Source organism: Synechococcus sp. WH 5701 (assembly GCF_000153045.1).
GTDB classification, from domain to species: Bacteria; Cyanobacteriota; Cyanobacteriia; order PCC-6307; family Cyanobiaceae; genus Regnicoccus_A; species Regnicoccus_A antarcticus.
This window is the reverse complement of the sequence record NZ_CH724160.1, coordinates 918,029-940,563: the sequence shown is the minus strand read 5'-3', so window position 1 is coordinate 940,563 and position 22,535 is coordinate 918,029. Positions and strand designations below refer to the sequence as shown.

23 protein-coding genes and 1 pseudogene are annotated in these 22,535 nt (G+C 64.7%); 16 read left to right on the top strand and 8 right to left on the bottom strand.

The window, feature by feature from the left end; translation table 11 throughout:
• The first annotated feature begins 51 nt into the window (after positions 1–51).
• Both WH5701_RS14685 and WH5701_RS14680 read left to right on the top strand, forming a co-directional pair.
• On the top strand, positions 52–1,443 hold the full coding sequence (locus WH5701_RS14685) for an isochorismate synthase MenF (protein ID WP_006173294.1): 1,392 nt from the start codon (positions 52–54) through the stop codon (positions 1,441–1,443).
• Positions 1,444–1,449: 6 nt separating this feature from the next.
• On the top strand, positions 1,450–2,319 hold the full coding sequence (locus WH5701_RS14680) for an ion transporter (RefSeq protein WP_006173293.1): 870 nt from the start codon (positions 1,450–1,452) through the stop codon (positions 2,317–2,319).
• A 44-nt stretch (positions 2,320–2,363) separates the two neighbouring features.
• Here WH5701_RS14680 and gshB read toward each other — a convergent pair whose 3' ends face one another.
• Together gshB and grxC are read right to left on the bottom strand one after the other, a co-directional pair.
• The gene (gshB, locus tag WH5701_RS14675; protein WP_006173292.1) at positions 2,364–3,377 is read right to left on the bottom strand and encodes a glutathione synthase; all 1,014 of its coding nucleotides are present in this window, start codon (positions 3,375–3,377) and stop codon (positions 2,364–2,366) included.
• 2 nt (positions 3,378–3,379) lie between these two features.
• Complete coding sequence (gene grxC, locus WH5701_RS14670) at positions 3,380–3,649, bottom strand: glutaredoxin 3 (RefSeq protein WP_006173291.1); 270 nt, start codon at positions 3,647–3,649, stop codon at positions 3,380–3,382.
• Positions 3,650–3,747: 98 nt separating this feature from the next.
• On the opposite strand from grxC, the gene prfB reads away from it, so the two are divergent.
• The 6 genes from prfB (at position 3,748) to WH5701_RS14640 (ending at position 7,745) form a co-directional block, all read left to right on the top strand.
• A protein-coding gene (gene prfB / locus WH5701_RS14665) for a peptide chain release factor 2 (protein WP_156776820.1) occupies positions 3,748–4,873 on the top strand; the annotation gives its coding sequence in 2 pieces (ribosomal slippage) (positions 3,748–3,822 and positions 3,824–4,873; 1,125 coding nt in all).
• Positions 4,874–4,890: 17 nt separating this feature from the next.
• Positions 4,891–5,112 carry a DUF3285 domain-containing protein gene (locus tag WH5701_RS14660; RefSeq protein WP_006173288.1) on the top strand — a complete coding sequence of 74 codons (222 nt, stop codon included), beginning with the start codon at positions 4,891–4,893 and terminating at the stop codon, positions 5,110–5,112.
• Between the two features lie 56 nt (positions 5,113–5,168).
• Entirely contained in the window at positions 5,169–5,717 is a 549-nt protein-coding gene (ybeY, locus tag WH5701_RS14655; RefSeq protein ID WP_369791643.1) for an rRNA maturation RNase YbeY, read from the top strand.
• A 98-nt stretch (positions 5,718–5,815) separates the two neighbouring features.
• A complete protein-coding gene (locus tag WH5701_RS14650) occupies positions 5,816–6,238 on the top strand; it encodes a diacylglycerol kinase family protein (protein ID WP_232201995.1) in 423 nt (140 codons plus the stop codon).
• Positions 6,239–6,261: 23 nt separating this feature from the next.
• Positions 6,262–6,894: an aminodeoxychorismate/anthranilate synthase component II gene (locus WH5701_RS14645; protein WP_037981169.1), complete on the top strand. Its 633-nt coding sequence runs from the start codon at positions 6,262–6,264 to the stop codon at positions 6,892–6,894.
• Positions 6,895–6,959: 65 nt separating this feature from the next.
• The gene (locus WH5701_RS14640) at positions 6,960–7,745 is read left to right on the top strand and encodes an MBL fold metallo-hydrolase (RefSeq protein ID WP_006173284.1); all 786 of its coding nucleotides are present in this window, start codon (positions 6,960–6,962) and stop codon (positions 7,743–7,745) included.
• On the opposite strand, the gene WH5701_RS14635 is transcribed toward WH5701_RS14640, so the two are convergent.
• A complete protein-coding gene (locus tag WH5701_RS14635; RefSeq protein WP_006173283.1) occupies positions 7,729–8,895 on the bottom strand; it encodes a histidinol-phosphate transaminase in 1,167 nt (388 codons plus the stop codon). The two genes, WH5701_RS14640 and WH5701_RS14635, sit on opposite strands and share 17 nt — an antisense overlap.
• An 83-nt stretch (positions 8,896–8,978) precedes the next feature.
• Between WH5701_RS14635 and WH5701_RS14630 the strand changes: the two genes are divergently transcribed.
• The 5 genes and pseudogenes from WH5701_RS14630 (at position 8,979) to WH5701_RS17795 (ending at position 12,137) form a co-directional block, all read left to right on the top strand.
• On the top strand, positions 8,979–9,815 hold the full coding sequence (locus WH5701_RS14630; protein WP_006173282.1) for an integron integrase: 837 nt from the start codon (positions 8,979–8,981) through the stop codon (positions 9,813–9,815).
• Positions 9,816–9,988: 173 nt separating this feature from the next.
• The gene (locus WH5701_RS18875) at positions 9,989–10,210 is read left to right on the top strand and encodes an AbiJ-NTD4 domain-containing protein (protein WP_198005213.1); all 222 of its coding nucleotides are present in this window, start codon (positions 9,989–9,991) and stop codon (positions 10,208–10,210) included.
• 109 nt (positions 10,211–10,319) lie between these two features.
• Positions 10,320–10,436 (top strand): annotated as a pseudogene (locus WH5701_RS18870) (hypothetical protein); the annotation flags it as partial.
• A gap of 110 nt (positions 10,437–10,546) precedes the next feature.
• Positions 10,547–11,527, top strand: a complete 981-nt coding sequence (locus tag WH5701_RS14625) for an IS5 family transposase (RefSeq protein WP_006170153.1) — start codon at positions 10,547–10,549, stop codon at positions 11,525–11,527.
• 154 nt (positions 11,528–11,681) lie between these two features.
• Positions 11,682–12,137 carry a hypothetical protein gene (locus tag WH5701_RS17795; RefSeq protein WP_156776776.1) on the top strand — a complete coding sequence of 152 codons (456 nt, stop codon included), beginning with the start codon at positions 11,682–11,684 and terminating at the stop codon, positions 12,135–12,137.
• Between the two features lie 1,239 nt (positions 12,138–13,376).
• Here WH5701_RS17795 and WH5701_RS14615 read toward each other — a convergent pair.
• Entirely contained in the window at positions 13,377–14,225 is an 849-nt protein-coding gene (locus WH5701_RS14615; RefSeq protein WP_006173280.1) for an NAD(P)H-binding protein, read from the bottom strand.
• A 106-nt stretch (positions 14,226–14,331) separates the two neighbouring features.
• On the opposite strand from WH5701_RS14615, the gene WH5701_RS14610 reads away from it, so the two are divergent.
• The 3 genes from WH5701_RS14610 to WH5701_RS17005 all read left to right on the top strand — a co-directional run bounded on the left by WH5701_RS14610 (position 14,332) and on the right by WH5701_RS17005 (position 16,196).
• Positions 14,332–15,276, top strand: a complete 945-nt coding sequence (locus WH5701_RS14610; protein ID WP_006173279.1) for an AraC family transcriptional regulator — start codon at positions 14,332–14,334, stop codon at positions 15,274–15,276.
• 342 nt (positions 15,277–15,618) lie between these two features.
• Complete coding sequence (locus tag WH5701_RS18545) at positions 15,619–15,867, top strand: AbrB/MazE/SpoVT family DNA-binding domain-containing protein (RefSeq protein ID WP_071934311.1); 249 nt, start codon at positions 15,619–15,621, stop codon at positions 15,865–15,867.
• Complete coding sequence (locus tag WH5701_RS17005) at positions 15,861–16,196, top strand: type II toxin-antitoxin system PemK/MazF family toxin (protein ID WP_071934310.1); 336 nt, start codon at positions 15,861–15,863, stop codon at positions 16,194–16,196. The genes WH5701_RS18545 and WH5701_RS17005 overlap by 7 nt, the downstream gene beginning before the upstream one ends.
• 324 nt (positions 16,197–16,520) lie before the next feature.
• On the opposite strand, the gene argS is transcribed toward WH5701_RS17005, so the two are convergent.
• From argS to WH5701_RS14590, 4 genes are all read right to left on the bottom strand, one after another.
• Positions 16,521–18,353, bottom strand: coding sequence for an arginine--tRNA ligase (argS, locus tag WH5701_RS14605; protein ID WP_006173277.1), 1,833 nt, complete (start codon positions 18,351–18,353; stop codon positions 16,521–16,523).
• A 118-nt stretch (positions 18,354–18,471) separates the two neighbouring features.
• Entirely contained in the window at positions 18,472–20,589 is a 2,118-nt protein-coding gene (locus WH5701_RS14600) for a protein kinase (protein ID WP_006173276.1), read from the bottom strand.
• On the bottom strand, positions 20,586–21,515 hold the full coding sequence (locus WH5701_RS14595; protein WP_006173275.1) for a PhnD/SsuA/transferrin family substrate-binding protein: 930 nt from the start codon (positions 21,513–21,515) through the stop codon (positions 20,586–20,588). Before WH5701_RS14595 ends, WH5701_RS14600 begins: the two co-directional genes overlap by 4 nt.
• Positions 21,515–22,459, bottom strand: coding sequence for a DUF3365 domain-containing protein (locus WH5701_RS14590; protein WP_006173274.1), 945 nt, complete (start codon positions 22,457–22,459; stop codon positions 21,515–21,517). Before WH5701_RS14590 ends, WH5701_RS14595 begins: the two co-directional genes overlap by 1 nt.
• Between the last annotated feature and the right edge of the window lie 76 nt (positions 22,460–22,535).

Here is a 22,535-nt window from a genome sequence, read left to right as displayed (position 1 = left end):
AAGGGCCCATACATTTGAGCAGCTTCCCTGGCCACCGCCGCCATCGTCCTGGTGCAGGTCGTTCCCTCCTTCACCGAACTGCTCGCCGCCGCCGCCCAGGGGGCACGGCAGCTGGAGGAGGAGGGCGTGCTCAGCCTGGCGCTGCCCATGCCCTGCCGGGATCCCCTGGCGCTCCTCCCCCACCTCGACGACGGGGGACGCTTCCGCTTTCTCTGGGACGGCGCACCTGGGCTCTGCCTGGCGGCCAGCGGCACCACCCACCGCCTGGAACTGAGCGGACCGAGGCGCTTCGAGCTGGCCCAGCGCTTCAGCGCCATGAGCCTCAGCCGCCTGGGGCAACAGCCCCAGAACGTTCCGCCCCTGGCCAGGCCGCGGGTGCTGCTGGCCTTTTCTTTTTTCGACAGTCCCCTGCAGGAAAGCAGCGGAGCCGTTCCCGGCGTGCAAGCCGTGCTGCCCCGCTGGCAGCTGAGCCGCCAGGGACGCCACTGCTGGCTGAGGCTGCAGCGCTGCCTCGGCGGTGAGGTCACCCCCCGGGGCGTGGCCGAGGAGCTCTGGGAGCGGGCCCAGCTCCTGAGTCGCCTGCCGGCCGAGGGCGAAGGCGGGCTGCCAAGCACCACCGGGGTGGCCATCACCAGCCGTTCCTGCTGGGAGAGCGACTACCGCGAGGCGGTGCGTCAGGCCCTGGGACTGGTGGAAGGGGGTGCCCTGAGCAAGCTGGTGGTAGCGGTGCGCCAGCAGGTGGGGCTGGATCAACCGCTCGAGCCCCTGGAGCTGCTGGCCCGTCTGCGCCGCCACCAGCCGGGCAGCTGCCGCTTCCTCTGGCAGCAGCGTCCCGGCGACGCCCTGATCGGCGCCTCCCCCGAGCGGTTGCTGGCGGTTCGCCAGGGGCAGCTGCGCTGTGATGCCCTGGCTGGCACCGCCCCCCTTGGACCGCCGGCCGAGCAGCTCACCCAGTCGACCAAGGACCGCCACGAGCATGAGCTGGTGGTGGAGGCGATCACCCGGGTGCTCTCGGAGGCAGGGCTGACGCCCCGGCGGCCCCGTCATCCCCGCCTGGCCCGCCACGGCAAGCTGGTGCATCTGCACACCCCCATCACCGCCGAACTGACGGAGCACCAGCCCCTGGCTCTGGCCGAGGCCCTGCATCCCACCCCGGCGGTGGCCGGACTGCCGCGGCGAGAGGCGATGGCCTGGTTGCGCACCCTCGAACCATTCGAGCGGGGTCACTACGCCGCACCAATCGGCTGGATCGACAGCGCCGGCGATGCCGAGCTGCGGGTGGCGATCCGCAGCGGCCGCCTGCAGGGCGCTCAGCTGGAACTCACCGCCGGCGCCGGACTGGTGCGCGGCTCCGAGCCGGAGCGGGAACTCCAGGAAGTGGCCCTGAAGCTGGGGGTGCTGCAGCAGCAGCTCAACCTCAGCGCCCCCTGGCCGTTGCGCTGATCGCCGATGGCGCCAGCCGTGGTGATGGCGCTGATCCTGGCCTGCCTGGTGGGGCTGGCACTGCTGCTGCGCCGCCGCCTGGGCCGCGTTCGTTTGTATCGCATCATTTTCGAGGCCGACACCCCTGCCGGCAAGGCCTTCGATGTGGTGCTGCTGCTGGCGATCGTCGCCAGTGTTCTCTCCGTGATGCTGGAGAGCGATCCGCGACTGAGGGTGCTCTATCTGGCCCCCTTCGAGGTACTCGAGTGGGGCTTCACCCTGCTGTTCACCCTGGAATACGTGTTGCGGCTGCTCTGCGTGGTCCAGCCGATTCGCTACATCACCAGCTTCTATGGCGTGGTGGACCTGCTGGCGATCCTGCCCACGTTCCTGGGACTGATCCTGCCCGGCGCACAATCGTTCCTGGTGGTGCGCATCCTGAGACTGCTGCGCATCTTCCGGATCCTCAAGCTGGGGGAATACCTCAAGGAATCAGAACTGCTCTGGCAGGCTCTGGTGACCAGCCGGCGCAAGATCCTGGTGTTCCTGCTCACGATGATCACCCTGGTGATTGTGATCGGAGCCCTGATGTTTTTGATCGAGGGTGAAGCCGGCGGCTTCGTCAGTATCCCCGTGGGCATCTACTGGGCCGTGGTCACGATCACCACGGTGGGTTATGGCGATGTGGCGCCGGTGACGCCGCTGGGGCGCTTCGTGGCCTCCGCCGTGATGCTGCTCGGTTACAGCATCATCGCCGTGCCCACCGGCATCCTCAGCGTCGGCCTGCGGGACGCCCACCGCCAGCGGCGCCAGTCGGGCCGTGCCTGCCAGCGCTGCGGTTGCACCGGCCATGACAGCGATGCCCGCTATTGCAAACGCTGTGGAGCCGGACTCTGATCCGGGTCAGCGGCTGCCCTTGGGATCATTCTCGCCAGCGGGCCTCAACTGGCCAGCAGCGCCTCGATGGTGAGATCCGCCAAGGGCACTCCACCCAGTCGCTCGATCTCGCGCACGCCCGTGGGGCTGGTGACGTTGATCTCACTGAGGCGGTCGCCGATCACATCGATCCCCACGAAGAACAGTCCAGCGGCGCGCAGGGCCGGGGCCAGCTCGGCGCAGATGCGGCGCTCGGCATCGGTGAGGGCAGTGGCCTCAGGCTCCCCTCCCACCGCCAGATTGCTGCGGAACTCTCCGGGCGAGGGGCGGCGGTTCACGGCTCCCAGCGGTTCACCGTTCACCAGCAGGATGCGCTTGTCGCCCGCCACCACCTCGGGCAAGAAGGCCTGGGCCATCACCGGCAGCTGGCCCTGGTTGGTGACCAGCTCCAGAAGGGCCCGCAACCCCGGTGCCCGCGCTTCGCTGCGCACCACACCCTGGCCGGCACGTCCGCCGAGGGGTTTGAGCACCACCTCGCCGTGCTCGGCGACGAAGGCCGAGAGCTGCTCGATGTTGCCGCTCACCAGGGTGGGCGCCATCAGATGGCTGAAACGCATGGCGCCGAGCTTTTCGTTCCAGGCCCGCAGGGAGGCCGGCCGGTTGAGCACTCGCACTCCAGCCTGCTCCGCCAGCTCCAGGAGATGGGTGGCATAGAGGTAAGCCTCGTCCACAGGCGGATCCTTGCGCATCCACACCCAGGGGAAGGCGTCGAGCGGCCTCCGCTGGGGTTCCCCCAGCTCCACCCAGGGCTCAGGAATCTCCCAACCGGCCGGAGTGGGGCGGATCTCGGCGAGGCGGGCGGGCTGGGCCAGCACCGTGGGGCGGTGACCCGGCTGAGTGGCATCGGCTCGCTGCCCTTCGACCGCCAGATCGGCCAGGTTGCAGATCCAGACCTGATGGCCGGCGCGCTGGGCCGCCTGCATCAGGGCCACGCTCGAATCCTTCCCCGGACGCAGACGCTGGATCGGATCGACGAGAAAGAGGTGGGAACGGCTGGCGGCCTCGGCGCGGCTCGGCACCCTCAGGCCCCTTGCAGCAAAGGATCGAGCCGGCCGGCCCGCTCCAGGGAATGGAGTTCATCGCAACCGCCGATGCCCTGGTCGTTGATGAAAATCTGGGGCAGGCTGGAGCGGCCGTCAGCCCGCTGTGCCATGGCGCCCCGGGCCGCTTGATCACCATCGATGGCGTACTCCTCGTAAGCCACACCCTTGCGGTCGAGCAGGGCCTTGGCCCGGATGCAGAAGGGGCAGAACCGCCAGGTGTAGATCTCGACTTTCGCTGGTGTGTTCACCACAATCGTCCAGGTGGATGGCAGTGGTCGGATCCTAGAAGCCCCTCTGGGAACCCATCCCCGCTGATACGGTCGTGAAAACCGTTGGGCGGCAGCCGGTGCTCGAACTCACCGATTTCAAACGCGACCTCTCCGAGCTCACCGACCGCCTGGGCCATGCCCAGGACTGTCTTTGACGTACCGGCCCTGAACGCCCGCCAGCAGGACCTGGAGCAGCTGGCCTCCCAGCCCGACTTCTGGGACGACCAGCAGCAGGCCCAGAAGCAGATGCGTCAGCTCGATGAGGTGAAGGCGCAGCTTGAGCAGCTGCAGCAGTGGCGAACCGCTGTGGACGATGCCCGCGCCACCCTCGAGCTCTACGACCTCGAACCCGACGAGGAGCTGCTTTCCGAGGCCAATGGCGGCCTGCAGAGCCTCAAGGCGGCGCTGGATCGCTGGGAGCTGGAGCGGCTGCTGAGCGGCCCCTATGACAAGGAAGGTGCCGTGATCTCGATCAACGCCGGCGCCGGCGGCACCGATGCCCAGGACTGGGCCCTGATGCTGATGCGCATGTACACCCGCTGGGCCGAGGACCACGGCATGAAGGTGTCCGTCGATGAGCTCTCGGAAGGGGAGGAAGCGGGCATCAAGAGCTGCACGATCGAGATCGACGGCCGCTACGCCTACGGCTACCTGCGCAATGAGAAGGGAACCCACCGGCTGGTGCGGATCTCGCCGTTCAACGCCAACGACAAGCGCCAGACCAGCTTCGCCGGCGTGGAGGTGATGCCCAAACTGGAGGAAGACGTCAAGCTCGACATCCCCGACAAGGACCTGGAGGTCACCACCTCCCGCTCCGGCGGTGCCGGCGGTCAGAACGTGAACAAGGTGGAAACCGCGGTGCGCATCCTGCACGTGCCCACCGGCCTGGCGGTGCGCTGCACCCAGGAGCGCTCCCAGCTGCAGAACAAGGAGAAGGCGATGGCGCTCTTGATGGCCAAACTGCTGGTGATCGCCCAGGAGCAGCGGGCCTCGGAGATCGCCGACATCCGCGGCGACATCGTCGAGGCGGCCTGGGGCAACCAGATCCGCAACTACGTCTTCCACCCGTATCAGATGGTCAAGGATCTGCGCACAGCCGTGGAAACCACCGACGTGCAGGGGGTGATGGACGGCGACCTCGATCCCTTCATCCAGGCCCTGCTGCGCCAGGGTGTGGAGATCGGCGCCGATGTGGCCGCCTGAGCCCTGCCGATCCACCAATGACTGACAGCAGCAGCCCAACAGAGCCCAGCACGCCAACTGAGCCCAGCACAGCCACCGAGGCCCCGGCCAGCCCACCGCCCAGCTTCGTGAAGCTGGCCATGCGCAACATGGTGCTCAAGGGCCGCCAGAGCCTGCTGCATTTCGGCCTCACCGCCGTGGGCTTCAGCGCCGTGCTGCTGCTGCTCGCCTGGTTCGGCCGACCCAGCCTGCCCCAGTGACGCCGATTCGTCTTGGCCTCGACCTGGCCTTCAGCTGCGACGAGCAGCTGAGCCCCGTGCTGCTGAAGGCGGCTGGCCCCCTGGCTGACCCGGCCACGGCAGAAGGACCGTGGCGCGATCTGCTGGCGGCCTGGCTGGAGCAGATGCAACCCGAGTTGCCCCAGGCCCTGCGGGCGCCCGCCTACAGCCTGGGGCTGAGCCTGGTGGGCGACGGGGAGATGGCCGAGCTCAACGAAAGCTGGAGGAGCCAGCAAGGCCCCACCGATGTGCTGGCCTTCGCCGCCCAGGACGAAGGGCTGGAGGGAGCACCGGCCATGCCGAAGCCGCCGGAGCTGGCATCAGATCAGGAGTTACCGGAACAGGGGGAGCCCCTGGAGCTGGGCGACATCGTGATTTCCCTGGAGACAGCGGCCCGCCAGGCCGAGGCGGCGGGCGTGAGCCTGGCGCGGGAGCTGCGCTGGCTGGCCAGCCACGGTCTGCTCCACCTGCTGGGCTGGGACCACCCCGACGACGCCCGACTGGAGGCCATGCTGCGCCGCCAGGACCAGCTGCTGGTGTGCTGTGCCTGTAGCGACGGCAGCGAACCCCCTGGACGACAGCGGTAACGTTCAGCCTGGATGAGCGAAGCGGCAGAACGTCGGGAGGAGTCAGCATGGTCAATCCGGTCCCTCTCGAGCCGGTTCCTCTTGCGCTGGCGGATCCAATGGCCAACGACTCCTCCCGCCGGGCGAGAGGCCAACGCACCGGGGCGTGGCGGGTGGCCAGTGATCTCCCTCTCAGTTTCCGCTACGCCGCCCAGGGCCTGGCCTATGGCTTCACCAGCCAGCGCAACTTCCGCATCCATGCGATCACCGGCGGCTGCGTCTTTGCCCTGGGGGTGTGGCTGCAGCTGAGCCCAGAGCATCTGGCGCTGCTGGTGCTCACCGTGGCGGCGGTGCTGGTGCTGGAGCTGATCAACACGGCCATCGAGTCGGTGGTGGATCTGGCCATCGGCCGCCGGTTCCATCCCCTGGCCCGCATCGCCAAGGACTGTGCCGCTGCAGCCGTGCTGGTGGCCGCAGCGGCCTCGCTGCTGATCGCCGCGTTGCTGCTGCTGCCGCCCCTGCTGCTGCGCCTGGGCGTTTGAATGGAGGACTGGCGCCTGTCCTGATGCTCCTGGTTCTCGACAACTACGACAGCTTCACCTTCAACCTGGTGCAGTACCTCGGCGAGCTGGCGGCGGAGCATCGGATCGCCGCCGATCTGCGTGTGGAGCGCAACGACTCCCTGAACGTGGATCAGATCAGAGCCCTGCAGCCGGCAGCGATCCTGATCTCACCGGGCCCTGGCGACCCCGACCAGGCTGGGGTTTGCCTTGATGTGATGCGGGAGCTGGGACCGACGGTGCCGATCCTGGGGGTCTGCCTGGGTCACCAGTGCCTCGCCCAGGCATTCGGCGGCCGGGTGGTGCGAGCCGCTGAGCTGATGCACGGCAAGACATCCCCGGTCCTGCATCGGGGAGTGGGGGTGTTCGCCGGCCTGCCCAGCCCGCTCACGGCCACCCGTTACCACAGCCTGATCGCCGAGCGCTTCAGCCTGCCGGAGGAGCTCGAGATCAGCGCCTGGCTGGAGGACGGCACGATCATGGGCCTGCGACACCGCCACTTTCCGATCGAAGGCGTCCAGTTCCACCCCGAAAGCGTGCTCACCCAGAACGGCCACCAACTGCTGGCCAACTTCCTGCGCCAGGCGGCCCAGCACCGGGCCAGCGGCGCCAGACCGCTCACCGGAACCCCCTCCTGAACCCCCCCGGGGCAACGCTGCTAGGTTCGCGCCACGATCGGCGCCTGCGGGGCGCACCAGCAGGCATGGCCTCCGCATCAGGGCAACCGCACGACAGCCCCTCCAGCACTGTCAGCAGGCCCCTTCATCGCCGGGCCACGGCCCTGAGCGTGGCGGGACTGGTGGCTGGCGTCAGCCTGGGACTGCCTGGAGCCGGGCTGGCCGCCGGTGGCGTCACGGTCACCAGCTACGGCCACAGCGCTCTGCTGATCCAGGGCGGTGGTGCCACCGTGCTGGTGAACCCCTTCAAGGCCGTGGGCTGCGCCGCGGGCCTGGCCGAGCCGCGGGTGCGCGCCGATGTGATCCTGGCCAGCAGCCGGCTCCTGGATGAGGGAGCTCCGGTGGCCTCCGGTCGGATGCTGGTGACCCCCGGCTCCTACCGGGTGGCGGGCCTGAAGCTGGAGGGAGCGGCCATCCCCCACGACCGCATCGGCGGCCGGCGCTTCGGCCAGGCCACCCTCTGGCGCTGGAAGCAGGGCGGCCTGGAGATCGCCCATCTGGGCGGCACGGCCTCGGCCCTGCGCCCGGAAGACCGGGTGCTGATCGGCAAGCCCGATGTGCTGATCATCGGTGTGGGCGGTGGCGCCAAGGTCTACGACGGCGCTGAGGCGGCGGCCGTGGTGCGCGCGCTCGAGCCCCGGCGGGTGATCCCGGTGCAGTACGTGAGTGGCAGCGCCCCCAGTGACTGCGACCAGGGCAGCGTCGAGCCCTTCCTCGAAGCGATGAGCGGTACCCCGGTGCAGCGGGTGGGCCGCACGGTCAGTTTCAGCGCGCCGCTGAGTGACGGGCCCCAGATCAAGGTGATGCGCTGATCCGGCTCGTTTCGATGGCCTGGTAGGCCTCCCAAAAGCGCGCCATCTGCTCGCGGGTGCCCAGGCTCACCCGCAGAGACCCATCGATCAGGGGCTTGCCCTCCATGGAGCGCACCAGGATGCCCGCCTGTCGCAGCTCCGCCTCCACCGCCGCCTCCGGCCGGGAGGGCCAGATCAGCAGGTAGTTGCCTCCGGCGGCATGGTGGCGCACACCAGCGGCCCGCAACCGCTCCAGCAACCAGCTGCGGGCGCTCAGCACCTCGGCCACATAGCCATCCACATAGGCCTGATCGGCCAGGGCGGCGCGGGCGGCGACTACAGCAAAGCTGTTGATGTCGTAGGGGCCGGTGACGCGGCTGATCCGGTCCACCAGGGCCGGCGCGCCGATCGCGAAGCCGATGCGCAGACCCGCCAGACCGGCGGTCTTGGCCAGGGAGCGCAGCACCAGCAGGTTGGGATGGGCCGAAAAGGCATCAGCAGCCCCCAGGTTCAGCAGTGGTGGCAGCACGCTGTCGCCGGTGAAGGCCTCATAAAGCTCATCCACCACCACCAACGTGCGCGGCGCAGCGGCCGCCAGCTCGAGGATCCGCTCCGGCGCCAGGCGGGTGCCGGTGGGGTTGTTGGGGTTGCAGAGCAGCAGGATCCGCGGCGGCTGCCAGTTTCCGCTGGGTTCGCCGGCACCTCCAGGATCGTTCAGCGCCGCACGGATCTGCTCCAGCGGGAAAGCGAAATCGCCCCCCCGATAAGGGATCGCCTCGATCGCCATGCCCTGCATGCGGGCGCAGGGGCTGTAGTAGCCGAAGGTGGGGCTGGTGGTGAGCAACCGATCGCCCGGGGCGCCGTAGGCGTGGAACAGCGCATGCAGGGCAGCATCGACGCCGTTGAACAGGCCGATGTGGGCCGGGTTCAGACCCATCCCACCGAGAGAGGCCACCACCACTTCGCGCAGGCCGTCGTATTCGGGATAGATGGCGTAGTGGTCGGCGGGAATGGCGCGGATCGCTTCCACCACCTTCGGGCTGGGCCCCACAGTGTTCTCGTTGAAGTCGAGCCGCAGCAGGCCGCGGCGGCCTTCCAGCGGTGCGCTGTAAGCGTGCAGGCTCTCCACCTCCGGGCGGGCCTGGGGGCCGTCGGGCAGGCAAGGGGTCAAAGGGTGAGCCGGCAAGAACCATGGGCAGCGTAGAAAGCGGCCTGCGGCTGGGGAATGCTGAAGCAGAAGCAGCACCCAACGTCATGGAGCCCGCCCCACGCCCGCCAGGGCTGATCCAGCGCTACCGGAAAGAACGGCAGGTGCGCCATCCCCGGGAGATGGGCAGTGCCGAGGTGAATGCCTTTCTCAGCCATCTGGCCGTGGAGCGGCAGGTGAGCGCCTCCACCCAGAACCAGGCGCTGGCAGCGCTGCTGTTCCTCTACCGCGAACTGCTGGATCGCGATCTGGAGCTGGATGGGGTGGAAGCGCTGGTGGCTGGCCTGCTGTACGGCAGCGGAGTGCGGCTGATCGAAGCCCTGCGGCTGCGGGTGCACGATCTTGACTTCAGCCGACACGAGCTGATGGTGCGTGATGGCAAAGGTGGCAAGGATCGCCGCACCCTGCTGCCAGAGCGGCTTGGAGCCCAGCTCAGAGGGCATCTTGAGGAGGTGAGACAGGTCCATCGGCAGGATCTGGCCCAAGGCTGGGGCAGGGTGATGTTGCCCCATGCACTTGGCAGAAAGTATCCGAATGCTGGCGTGGAGTGGGGCTGGCAGTGGGTGTTTCCCCAGCATCAGCGGTGGCGCGACGCCTCCTCCGGACAACAGGGCCGACACCATCTCGACCCCAGCCTGATTCAGAGGGCGGTGCGCCGCGCCGTGCTGGCAGCTGGCCTGACCAAGCCAGCCACATGCCATACCTTCCGCCACTCATTCGCCACCCATCTGCTGGAGCGGGGGCAGGACATCCGAACGATCCAGGGGCTCCTGGGTCACAGTGATGTTAAAACCACCATGATCTATACCCAGGTGCTGAACAGAGGGCCGCTGGGGGGTAAGCAGCCCGGCAGATCTTCTGTAGCCAATCGAACAGATGGTTAACGGGTCCGCATAAACTGCCAAAGGCATGAAGGCCCAAACCCAGAAAGCAGTGATGGCACAGCTTCCTAGCCGTTGCGAGGAGCAGGCCAGTTACTTAGTCTGGTTAGGGCACCACCAAGGAGGCGGTTACTGGACCCGCCTAATCAGCGTTAGGCGGCAGTAAACTGATCAGCATGCGCTTCTCACAACGTGTCGGCCTCACTCCAGTAGGTAAGCTCGCGCAACGCGAGAGTATTGATGATGAACTGCGTGCCGGACTGTGGAGCCTTCTCAGCCTCTGCTATTGGGGCAGGGTACGAAACCAGTTTGGTGGGCCTCTTCAGCGGGGGACCAAGACACTCTCATCCACACTCTCTGAGCTAATCATCAGCCTAGGAACCTCTGATCAACCCTAAGACGGGAAATTGGGAGCCCTGCAGCGCAATTAGTCTCAACAGGGAGAGCCGTCCGTAAGGAGGCTATTCAGAGCTTCCCTTATGGCTTCACTACTTTAAGAAGCCCACCGATGAGATCGAGAACTACTGGGAAAGCTTCCTGCAGAAGCTGCGCAGCTACTATTTCAACGCGCAGTGGTTTGAAGTTTACGACTTCGTCGAGTTCATTGCGAAAATGGACCTATAGAAACACGGGGGCGTTTTATGAATATGTGCAATGAACTTCTAGGGAGACTCTGGAAAACCCGAGCCATCCGCGCGAAAATATCCCTGTAATCGCAGGCGCGGACTGGGTTCATGGGCAGCAAGCAGCTCGGATTCGGTGATTACGAGCAGACCACGGCCAAGAAGCGCACGAGGCGCGAGCGTTTTTTGGCCGAAATGGAGAAGGTGGTGCCGTGGAAAGCGCTGATTGATCTGATCGAGCCCTACTACCCCAAGACCAGCCCCAAGGGTGGTCGCCCGCCCTATCCGCTGGCAACCATGCTGCGAATCCATCTTCTGCAGCAGTGGTACGACCTCAGCGATCCAGCGATGGAGGATACGCTGATCGAGGTGCCGACGATGCGCCGGTTTGCAGGGATCGACATGATCAGCGACCGGATCCCTGATGAGACCACCATTCTCGCGTTCCGGCACTTGCTGGAGAAGAACGATCTCGGCAAACAGATCTTTGAGGTGGTCAAAGCCCACCTCAAGGCCAACGGCATGGCGATGAAGCAGGGCACGATCATTGATGCCACCTTGATCGCGGCGCCCAGCTCCACCAAAAATAAGAAGAAGGAGAGGGATCCGGAGATGCACCAGACCTGCAAGGGCAAGCAGTGGTACTTCGGGATGAAAGTCCACATCGGCGTGGATAGCGAGAACGGCCTCATCCACTCAGTGGAAACCACAGCTGCCAATGTGCACGACCTAACCCCAGCCTCTGATCTCCTGCACGGCGAGGAGACCCTGGTCTATGCAGATGCCGGCTACCAGGGAATCGAGAAGCGAGACGAGATGCAAGGCCGCGGGATCGGCTTCCGCGTCGCCATGCGACCCGGAAGGCGCCGAGTGCTGCCGGATACGCCGGAGGGTCGACTGGATGATCTGGTCGAAACTGCCAAAGCGCATATCCGCGCCAAAGGAGAGCATCCGTTTCGGGTGATCAAACAGCAGTTCGGCTTTCAGAAGACCCGGCTGCGGGGAATGCTCAAGAACCGCTGCAAAGTGAATGTGCTGGTAGCCCTCTCGAACCTGTTCATGGCACGTCGCAGGTTGCTATGCAGTACGTGATCAGGGGATCAGTGTGCCTGTCGAGGGAAAGAATCGGCCAACATGGGCACATTTTGGCACCCGAAAGGGGGATATCAGGCCAAGCCAACCTCAGATCCGCCAAAAATTGTTCATTCCGAGCAAATTGCATCCTTGGCCCCTCTTTCAGGGCTCGTTGCCCAGAGGCTCCCTAGCGCGGGAGAACTCTGCATACCGCTTCGTTGAAGGCCAAATTGCTGAAATTACTTCGAAGGCCGAAATCGAAGCGGTAGAAATGGCGATCGAGGCCGCCGGACCCTATGCAGGTGTGTCGAGTCACCTTACTTCGGCATTGGCATTGATGTCCGATCGCACGTCTCCCGACTATCGCAACTCAATAAAGGAGAGCATCTGCGCCGTGGAGTCTTTAGCAAAGCAGATTGCCAAGAAGCCCTCCGCAACGCTTGGGGTCGTACTGAACGAGCTTGAGAGGACACATGCTCTTCATCCGGCACTGAAGAGTGCGTTCTCGTCTCTCTACGGCTATACGAGCAATGCTCAAGGCATTCGTCACGCACCGCTTGATGAGCCTACTCTTTCGAAGTCGGACGCTCGCTTCATACTCGTTTGTTGCTCTGCGCTCGTAAACTAAGTTCTTGAAGTAACTCGGCCTTGCGCCACATAATTGAATTTGGCAGTTTGTTCTACATGGCCAAGTTAAATCGTTTAATCAAAGGGCAGGATCTTGCCTTTGACACCCATCAAGCTGGAGACGGAGAAAGCGCAAACTGGCCAGCCCTTCATATGGAGAAACGACTGCATGGAGGCCGCGGGAAACTAAGGTTTCCACTCGTTGGAGGGTTTACACCATCTAAGCCTTAGCGCATGAGTGTGATGACTATTTCTCGATTCTAAAAGAGGTCACTAAGGCACTTAGGAAGAATGATCGTCTTGTTCGTGATCTTGTTGACACGGTCATTGGTGAATTGAATCGATGGAGCAGCGGGGAAGCCACAGTTGGTACTGCTATTGAGGCGGCGAACAAGATAGCGAAGTATTTCGACCTTGGGGAAAGCTTGGATCAGGTAGTCGCCGAAAAGCTTGGAGTAATTTCTTCCTTGAAGACTTTGCATAAAGACGAGAAGGACAAGCTGCTTTATGAGATTTTCCAATCAGAGAAGAAGGTTATTGTTCAAGCCGCAAGAGGTCCTACAGTGCTAGCAAGACGAAGAACTGGTTAGAATAAGTGAGCGCCTAACATCAAGATACAGAAGACGGGAGCTAAGGCTGCTAGCTCTGCCAAGTTTGATTCCCGCTTCTGATCTTGGCGTTGGGCAGCGAGGTCATTCGCTCCTATTGCTGCTTCATCACTCATTCACGATGATGAGACAAGAATGGATGCTCACACACGGCCGACTCTTCGGGATCGAGGAATAGGGATGAAGGAGAAGGTTCCTTGAGCAGGTAAGAGTAGATGCCTTCTGGGGGATCACCGAGGCCAACGTCAGTGCTGCGGTCTTTTGGGATCGAGCGGATTTCTTCCTGAACTCTCCGTTGAGCAGGGCCTCAGGCGTGGGTTGGGCGTTGTGGAGACCTGGACCGGCCGGCACAAGCCCTGGCAGCAACGGTTCACCAGGCGATCAAGACAGTCAGGCCGTGAAAAGTGTGATCAGGCAAGGGAGAACCCGAGGAGCGCCGCCGAGGACAGCGGCGCGAGCGAGCGAAGGTGATTCATAGGGATCCACTGAGGCTGATCGATCTCCCAGTAGTCCGCCCCTGCGGCGCATTCGGGATCATCACGGTCCACACGATGGTTGCGTGGCACGTGGTGAGTGATCGAAGTGCATCCCGGCAAGGAGCCGCCCTGTTGATCCACTGATGATCCGGAGGGTCATGAAGCCAACGTCTCGAGGCGCCAGGCGCCTGTCATGGCGGTGTCCTTCGCGTAATCGGCGAAATCACGAGCTGGTCGTCCCAGCGCCCGCAAGACTCCATCAGCCGTGTAGGAACTGCGGCCATCGAGCACCTCGCTGAGCAACATGGCGAGGTGGGTGGCGTCCGCTGCAGGCATCCCGTGGGCTCCCAGCTCGGCGCCGAACTCCTCGGCGTTCAGCGGCACATAGCGCACCTCCCGGCCAATGGCGTCGCCCAGCTCCTGCGCAGCTTCGGCGAGCGTGAGCAGGCGAGGGCCTGTCAGTTCGTAGAGCTCGCCAATGTGACGGTCGTCTGTCAGTGCGGCAACGACGACGTCGGCGATGTCATCGGCGTCGACGAACGGTTCGGCGGTGTCCCCGGCCGGCATCCCGAGAATGCCGTGGCGCACGGAGTCGGCGAAGTTTTCGTCGAAGTTCTGGTTAAAGAACGCGCAGCGGACGATCGTCCAATCGGCCCCCGAGTTCTGCAGGTAGCGTTCGGCGCGCTGGGCCCCCGCCTCGCCGCGGCCGGAGAGCAGCACGAGGCGCCGAACACCGCGCGCGACGGCGAGTCGCGCGAACGCGTCCACGGTCTCGGCCGCGCCGGGCAGGGCCAGGTCTGGGAAGTAGGTGATGTACACGGCTGCGATGCCGTCGAGGCATGGCGACCAGGTGCTGGGGTCCTGCCAGTCGAAGCGTGGTTGCGTCGAGCGGGACACGGGACGAACCCGCCGACCCTGGGCGATGAGCCGATCCGTCACGCGGCGACCGGTCTTGCCGCTCGCTCCGATCACCAGGATCGTTTCGTTGTGGTTGGTGCTTGGCATCCGTTGGTTGAGAGGGTCGACTCAGATCCTCGGCAGGAACCTCCGATCGGGCCATCGCTGAGCTGCTCAGATCCATACGCGAGCGTCCAGCCTTAGCCTCGGGACGATGGACTTGTTTGGTGGCTTGCTGGACGGTCCGCGTGCGCGTGGAGCCTTTGCGCTGCGTACCGTGATGCGTCCGCCGTGGTCGCTGCGGATCCTCGCCGAGTCCCCGATCACGGTGCTGGCGATCGTGCGCGGCCACGCCTGGGTTGTGCCCGACGGAAGCGAGCCGGTGCGCCTCGGCGTGGGCGACGTTGCCGTGACCCGTGCGCCGGTGCACTACTCCGTGGCAGACAACCCGGCCACCGCACCTGAGATCGTGATTCACCCCGGTCAACGCTGCACCAACCTGGACGGGGAGTCGCTCGAGCAGGAGTTGATGCACGGAGTTCGGACCTGGGGTAACGATCCGAACGGTTCGACGCTGATGTTGGTGGGCGCCTATGAGTCGACCAGCGACATCAGTGATCGGTTGCTGCGTGTCCTGCCTCCGGTGCTGACGCTGTCCAACGACACCTGGGGCTCGCCGCTCGTCAGCTTGCTGTGCGAGGAAATGGAGAAGGAGTGTGCGGGCCAGGCGGCCGTGCTCGACCGGCTGATTGATCTCCTCCTGATCGCGATCCTGCGCGCCTGGTTCACAAGACCATCAGCTGACGCGCCCACGTGGTACCGGGCCCACAGCGACCCGTTGGTCAGCCGCACCCTGCAGGTGCTGCATCAGCAACCAGCGTTTCCATGGACGCTGGCGAAGCTCTCCCACGAAGTGGGGGCCTCACGCTCGGCGCTTTCAAAACGTTTCCGGGACGTCGTCGGGGAATCGCCGATGAAGTTCCTGACAAGCTGGCGACTGGCCCTCGCCGCCGACATGCTCTGCGACCCGGAGGCTACCGTCGGCACGGTTGCCAACGCCCTGGGCTACAGCACGCCGTTCGCACTGAGCACAGCCTTCAAGCGAGTCCGTGGCATCAGCCCGCAGGAACACCGGGTGCGTGCGATACGGCCCACTTGAGACACCTCTTGAGGCATAACCTGGATCTGAAATCAGCTGATTGCCGTGATGGCCAATCAACTCAGCCGACCACGATGCTGGATAGAAGGCCAAACCGCTGGGGAACAGCAGTCTGGGGGATAGCTTCTTCCTGCCGGTGATCGCCATCGCCTCCGCCTTCTGCTATCAAGCGTTCTGAGCCGCTGAAACGCTGAAAACCAGCCCCTCGAGTGGAGAGGCCACCATGCCCTCTCTGCTGATCCGCCCCTGGCTCCTTGCCTTTCACTCGGGGGCAGCGTTGCCGGAGCAGGGCCATGCCCAGTGGACTCCGGCGTGAATACAATGTGAGCACGCTTGCGAGAGATGGCCGTGGTTCGAGGGAGGCTGGTCAAAATCGGCAATTCGAGAGGGATACGGCTCGCTAAGCCGCTGTTGGAGGTTGCTGGGCTGACGGATGACGTCGAAATCGAGGCCGCTCCGGGTGTGGTGACCATCAGGCCTTCCACGCATCCAAGGGCTGGATGGGCAGAAGCAGCATCCACGTGGGAGCCAGAAGGACTTCTCGATGAAATGGCTGCCACGCGTTTTGATGACGAAGACTGGTCATGGTGACTGAAGAGCCTGTCTCAAGGGGGGACATCTTTCTTGTTGCCTTGAATCCAACGCGTGGATCCGAAATCAGGAAAACAAGGCCCTGCGTTGTTGTCTCGCCGGATGAGCTGAATGCTCACCTCCGCACATTCATTGTTGCGCCGCTCACAACAGGTGGCCATCCATACCCATTTCGTGTGCGCTGCAGATTCGACGGAAAGAATGGGCACGTGGTGGCTGATCAGCTGAGGGCAGTCGATAGAGATCGCCTCGTCAAACGCTTGGGAGGTCTGCCCGACACAACGCTGACTGAACTCCTGGGTGTTCTGCAGGCTATGCTTGCTGTGTAGCGGCCTGGCTAACACAGCCATGCACTTGTGCCGCCCCCTCGGATTCACAACTGCCTTTGGATCTGTTTTGCCTTCAGCTATGTGCGGGCAGGTGATGACCAGCGTTAGTTGACAGCCACCCCATGGAGACGCGCTACACCGTTGAGGTTGTTTAATATTTAGTCCCCAAAGACCGCGGAGGCAGTCCTGATACGACCCTCAAAGACGTCCCTGGGAATGGACGTGCCTGGTCATTCTGTCGCCATCGGTGCATGCCTCCAGGGTCCATGCGCTTGTCTGGGACCTTACGCGGCAGTGCGGTGATCCGGACGCGCCCTCACCCGGTCACATCCGCTCCAGCGTCGGGATGCCCAGTAGGCCTAACCCCAGCCGCAGCGTGTCGGCGGTGAGGCGGCAGAGCGCCAGACGTGAGCCCCGGGCCGGTTCATCAGCCTTGAGCACCGGAACCTGGTCGTAGAAGCGGTTGAACACCTGGGAGAGCTCGAACAGGTAGGAACAGAGCCGATTGGGCAGCAGCTCCTCCTCCACCTCGGCGATCACCGTATCCAGCGCCAGCAGCTGCCGCGCCAGGGCCCATTCCTGGGGTTCGCTGAACACCAGGGGATCAGGAAACACCCCGGCCGCATCTCCTTCTCCCGCACCCACGCCCCCCTTGCGGGCAATGCCGGCGATCCGCACCAGGGCATAGAGCAGGTAGGGGGCCGTGTTGCCGGAGAGGGCCAGCATGCGATCGAAGCTGAACTGGTAGTTGGTGTTCCGGTTGGTGCTCAGGTCGGCGTACTTCACCGCCGCAAGACCCACGGTGGTGGCCACATGGGTGATGAACTCCTCCTCCTCCTGGCGCTCCTCCTCCGCCAGGCGGCGGCGCAGATCAGCCTCGGCGCGCTCCACCGCTTCTTCCAGCAAATCTTTGAGGCGCACCGTGTCGCCGGAGCGGGTCTTGAGCTTCTTACCGTCATCCCCCTGCACCAGGCCGAAGGGCACGTGCTCCAGCCGGCCGCCCTCGGGCACCCAGCCGGCGCGGCGGGCCACCTGGAATACAGCGGCGAAGTGGCTGGCCTGGCCTGCATCGGTCACGTAGATCAGCCGGCGGGCGCCATCCCCCTCGGGTGGCGCCGCAAAGCGGTAGCGCAGGGCCGCCAGATCCGTGGTGGCGTAGTTGAAGCCGCCGTCGCTCTTGCGCACGATCAGCGGCAGCGGCTGGCCGTCCTTGCCGCTCACCCCCTCGAGGAACACGCACTGGGCACCGGCATCGGTGACCAGCAAGCCGCTGGCCTCCAGATCGGCCACCACCTGCTCCAGGTAGGGGTTGTAAAACGACTCCCCCCGCTCGCTCAGGCGGATGTCGAGACGGTCGTAGATCTGCTGGAATTCACGCCGCGACTGCTCACACAGCAACTGCCAGGCCCGGCGGCTCACGGGATCGCCGCTCTGCAGCTTCACCACCTCCTCGCGGGAGGTGGCCTGGAAGGCCTCATCAGCATCGAAACGTGCCTTGGCCTGGCGGTAGAAGGCCACCAGATCGCCCAGATCCACCGCATCGGCGGTGGTGAGTGCCTCAGGAGCCACCTGCTTGAGGTGGGTGATCAGCATGCCGAACTGGGTGCCCCAGTCGCCCACATGGTTGAGACGCAGCACCGGGTGGCCGCGGAACTCCAGCACCCGCGCAAGCGCGTCGCCGATGATCGTGGAGCGCAGGTGCCCCACGTGCATCTCCTTGGCGATGTTGGGGCTGGAGAAATCCACGATCACCGGGGCCGCTGCAGCACCGGTCGCAGCGCCGCTCACCTCAGGCACCCCCAGGCGCTGATCACCCAGGCGGCTGCGCAGCTCCGCCGCCAACTGCCGGGGGCGCAGGGTGAGGTTGATGAAGCCCGGTCCTGCAATCTGGGCGGGCTCGCACAGCTCGGTAAACGCCGTATCAACAGCCAGTTGCTCCACGATCGCGCCGGCGATGGCCCTCGGTGCCTGCTTCAGCCGCCGGGCCAGGGAGAGGGCTCCGTTGGCCTGGAAATCTCCGAATTCCGGCTGGCTGGCCGGCGCCAGTTGTGGATCGAGGGGAGCACCGGCCCGGTGCGCCGCCGCCACCTCCTCTGGGAAGGCCCGCTCCAAGGCCGCGCGCAGCTGGGCGTCGAGGGCGTGGGCGATGCGAAGCATGGCTGGTGGGTGCGGCGGGTCAGCCGCGAGGGGGGAACGACCGTTTCACGATCATCCCTCTCCGGGGTCGGGTGGCAGGCCGGAGTCGACAGCCCGACAGGGGCCATGAGCCACAGATTCAGGACAGACCCAAGCGTCGACGCAGCTGCTGAAGAGTCCCCGCCTCGACACCGAAGCCCTCCAGCGCAGCCATCACCGCCTTGAGTCGCTCCGCCGGCGGGAGGTCCCGCACCGAGGCGAGGACGGTGCTCGCGATCGGGCCGATGAACTCCACCAGCACCTCCTCAAGGTGCTGGGCCGACTCAGCCGCCCCTGGCCCCACCTCAGGGGCCAGGGGGGCGGGACCAGGGGTGGCGGGTGGAGCCGGCAGTGGCGAAGCGGGATGCTGACGCAGGGTCCGGGCCTGGTGGAGCAGCTCGTCGACCACCTCCGGCGGCACGGCCGACTGCAGCAGTAACCGGCGGGCCTCGGGCGGATCCACGGCTAAGGCCTGGCGCAGGGGATCGCTCCAGAGCAGATCAGCGATCGGTCCGATCCTCTCTCGCAGTACTGGAAGAAGCCCATCCTGCCAATCCCCTGGGGGGGTGTCCCCAGCAGAGCCAGGACTGCCGGGGGAGGGAAGGTTCCTCCCCTGGGGGATATCAGGGGCAGGCACCACCTCCTGGGCCTCCTGGAAGGCCGCGTCCACATCAGCCAGGGAGAGACCCGCGCCCACCAGCCGCTGACGCAGTGCCTCCACCTCCTGGCCGGCGACGATCGAAGCAGAGCTCTCCAGCAGCAGTTCCACCACGGGGCCGTAAGTAGCCGTGAGCGTCCTCTGCAACACGGCTTTGCGCAGCGGGCGGAGTTGATCCCCCAGCGGTGGCAGCCCGCCCGTATCCACGAACGCCCGTGGAGAGGACGCCCCGGCCCGGCTCGAGGGGCGATCGAGCCGCTGCAGGGCGTCGGTGGCGCTGCCAAGGCGCCGGGTAGGGGATTCATCCAGCAGAGGAGTGAGCCAATCGATCAATTCCGAATCCACCAGATCCTCGAGCAGCCACCGCCCTTCGGCCCTGTCATAGAGGTCGGAGGGGTCCTGACCGGTGTAAAGGCAGAGGGCCATCACCCCGAGGGCGTAGAGATCGCCACTGGGGCTGAGGCTGCCGAAACGCGCCCGCTCCGGGGGGCTGAAGAAGGGGCGGCAACTGAGGGGCTCTCCCGACAGGCTGCCCCCGGACGAGCGGGCCTTGAGCAAACCGAAGTCGACCAGGAACAGTGAACCGCCCGTTTCGGCGGGAATCAGGTTGGCGGGGTGGAGATCGCCATGGACAATCCCGGCGGCATGGATGGCCTCCAGCACGCCCAGCACCTGACGCAGCAACTCCGCCAACCGCTGCTTGCGGCGCAGGGAATCGAGCGAACCCTGCAGAGATGCTCCGGCGATGTACTCCTGGAGGAACAGGAAGGAGCCGCGATGCTCGAACGCATCCACGAAACGGGGCAGGCTGGGATGGCGCAGGCGGTCGAAGCAGGCCGCCTCCACCTGCAGGGCATCGAGGTTGGTGGCATCACAGGCGATCAGCTTGAGCACGGCAGGCCGATCGCGGCTCTGCTCTCGCACCAGATAAGTGCCACCACCAGGGGCTGCGCTCAGAGGCCGCTCGAGGCGGTAAGGGGTATCCGCCAAGAGAGCTTCAAGACCGAGTTCCGCCAGGGCCGCACCAGCCTGCTCACCGATCAGCGCGTCGGATTCGATGGCGTAGCAGATCACAGCGTTCGGCAGACCCTTGAGCTCCACGGGGCCCATAGGTACAGAGCGGCGCTGGAAGCGGGGATCAACCAACTCAAAGGTGGACTGGACAAAGGCCACGCCATTGACCGGTGCCGTGGTCTGGAGTCGTGAGGCCAGATGCACGCCCCGGCCAATGATATCGTCGCCGTTGACATAGATCTCGCCGGTGTGAAGCCCGAAGCGGTGCTGTAGCGATTGGCTACCGCGACGGGTGATGCGAATCACCACGTCCTCCACGAATTCCAGGGCCTGGGTCGGAGCATCAAAGGTGGCCAGGATGCCATCACCGAGGCTCTTCACCAGACAACCACCATGCCGTTGCACGGCCTCCCGGATCATCGCCAGATCTTCCTTGATGCGCTGAATGGCGATCAGTTCATCGGCGAAGATCTGCGCCGATGAATCCACCACATCGCTGAACACGATCACCTTGAGATGGCGTGCCTGGGAAGAATGCATCGTCATCCGGCCGCCTTGGCTCCATACACCCGATAAGGCTGTCCGTCGAGGGGAAGCTGCCAGGCCTCCACGCTCTCCACGATCGCCTTGAGCGGTTGTATCGCCTGCTGTTCCGGCAGCACACCGGCCGCATACCCCAGGCCGGTCGGCATCTGGGCCGCATTATCATCAAGGGCTCTGAGGAAAGCGATGTAGTCGGAGCTGGTCAGCGAACCGCTCAACACCAGTGCCCCCAGAGGCAGGACATGGGCATCCACGTGCAGGCGCCGCACCGCAAGAGAAGGCGGAGGCAAGGCCTCATCCCAGGCGATCGCCTCCACCTCGCCGTGATCCAACATGGCCAAAAGGGCGGCGTGATTGAGGGCATAGCTGACGCGAGCCAGATTCAGTCCGTGCAAGTTGTAAAGCGGCAGGTAGAACCCCGTGAGGGAACCGCGTGGCAGTAAGCCGATCCTGGCCTGTTGCAGATCCTGGAGGCTGCGGATTCGGCTCGACTCCCGCACCAGGATCGCCGAACGTGAGCGGCGGCTGGACCCGAGCGACCTCACAGAGGTGTAGCCAGCTGAGGAACCCATGGCATAGGCCGTGAGACCCGGGGGAAGGAAAGCCAGATCCCAGCGACGTTCGCTCAGGCTGGTGCGGGCCCGATCGACACTGTTGAGCGGCTCCAAAGCAACATCGCAGCGACTGGCCTGCAGCAGCAACGACTTGAGAGCCTGCAGCTCAGCGTCGGAGAAGGATTGGGCCGTATTGGTGCTGCCCTCACTGGGAGCCAGCAGCCCAACCCTCAGCACCCCAGTGGGGCCACACAAGGCTGAACTCGAACCGGGGCTGGAGCCACAGGCGCCGAGCACCAGCGCCAGCAGCAGCATCACGGGTGCTGTTGCTCCAGCCATCCAGCATTCGCACCAGCGCTGCCAGCTGCCAGGCATCAGGGCTTCTGTCGATCCTTGAGCATCTGCATCGAAATCGCCAGACTCTGCTTCATTCTCTCGAAACTTCTGGCCAGCAGGCCAATCTCGTCGGCACGACTCTTCTCATCAAAGCTCACACTGGCCGGGGTGACACTCGCCTCCTCAGCCTTCTGACTGATCTGGCGCATGGGCCTGAGGATCAACCGATTGAGTACGGAGTTGGCCGCCAGTCCGACAACCACGAACACCAAGGCCAGCAGCAGGGCGGTGGTGAGCAGCGACTGCCTTTTAGCCTTGAGGACGGCGTCCTGGGGGACCGTGACGATCTGAGCGCCGACCACCTCATTGAGCTGCCATCCATAACCATTGCTGTCGCCATAGGCCAGCAGCTGGCTGCGTGGCGCACGCTCGGGGGTGGAATGGCAGACCAGACAGCTGTCCTTGGAGATCTTGATCGGTCGGGCCACGTAGTGGAATCGCCCCAGGGGTGTGACCTTCTCGCCAGTGAGGGAGCCCGTGCTGGGCGCCTCCCTGAACGCCTGAATGATCGAGGCTTCGAACGTGTCGGCCTTGTCCTTGAGATTGGTTGGATTGAGCGCGGCTTCGCGGTAGGAATATTGTTTGTAATCAGGCTTAGCCTGCTTGAGGTACTCGAAAACGGAAGTGGCCGAATAGCTGGGCACGGCCTCTGGTCGGAACACGCCTGGGCCCTCATTGAGCGGCGCGACGATTGGATTGACGTCCTTGCTGGTGTACTCCCGAACCGCCAGCATGCTGTCCATGAAGAATCCTGAGCGCTGATCGATCAGCCCCCTGGCCTGCCAGGCGAACAGCTGATCCAGCAACAGCACCGCCACCAGGATCGACGCGGTGAACACCACGGCGAGGGTGATGGCCAATTGCTGCCTCAGGGGCCTGCTGCCATCCCCACTCAGCAGACCCAGGATCTGTGGAACCTTCAACGCCCATCATGTCCAGATCCGGCTCAGACTAAGGACGTTGGGCTTGTCTGCCCACAGCTCGTCATCAACGTGACAC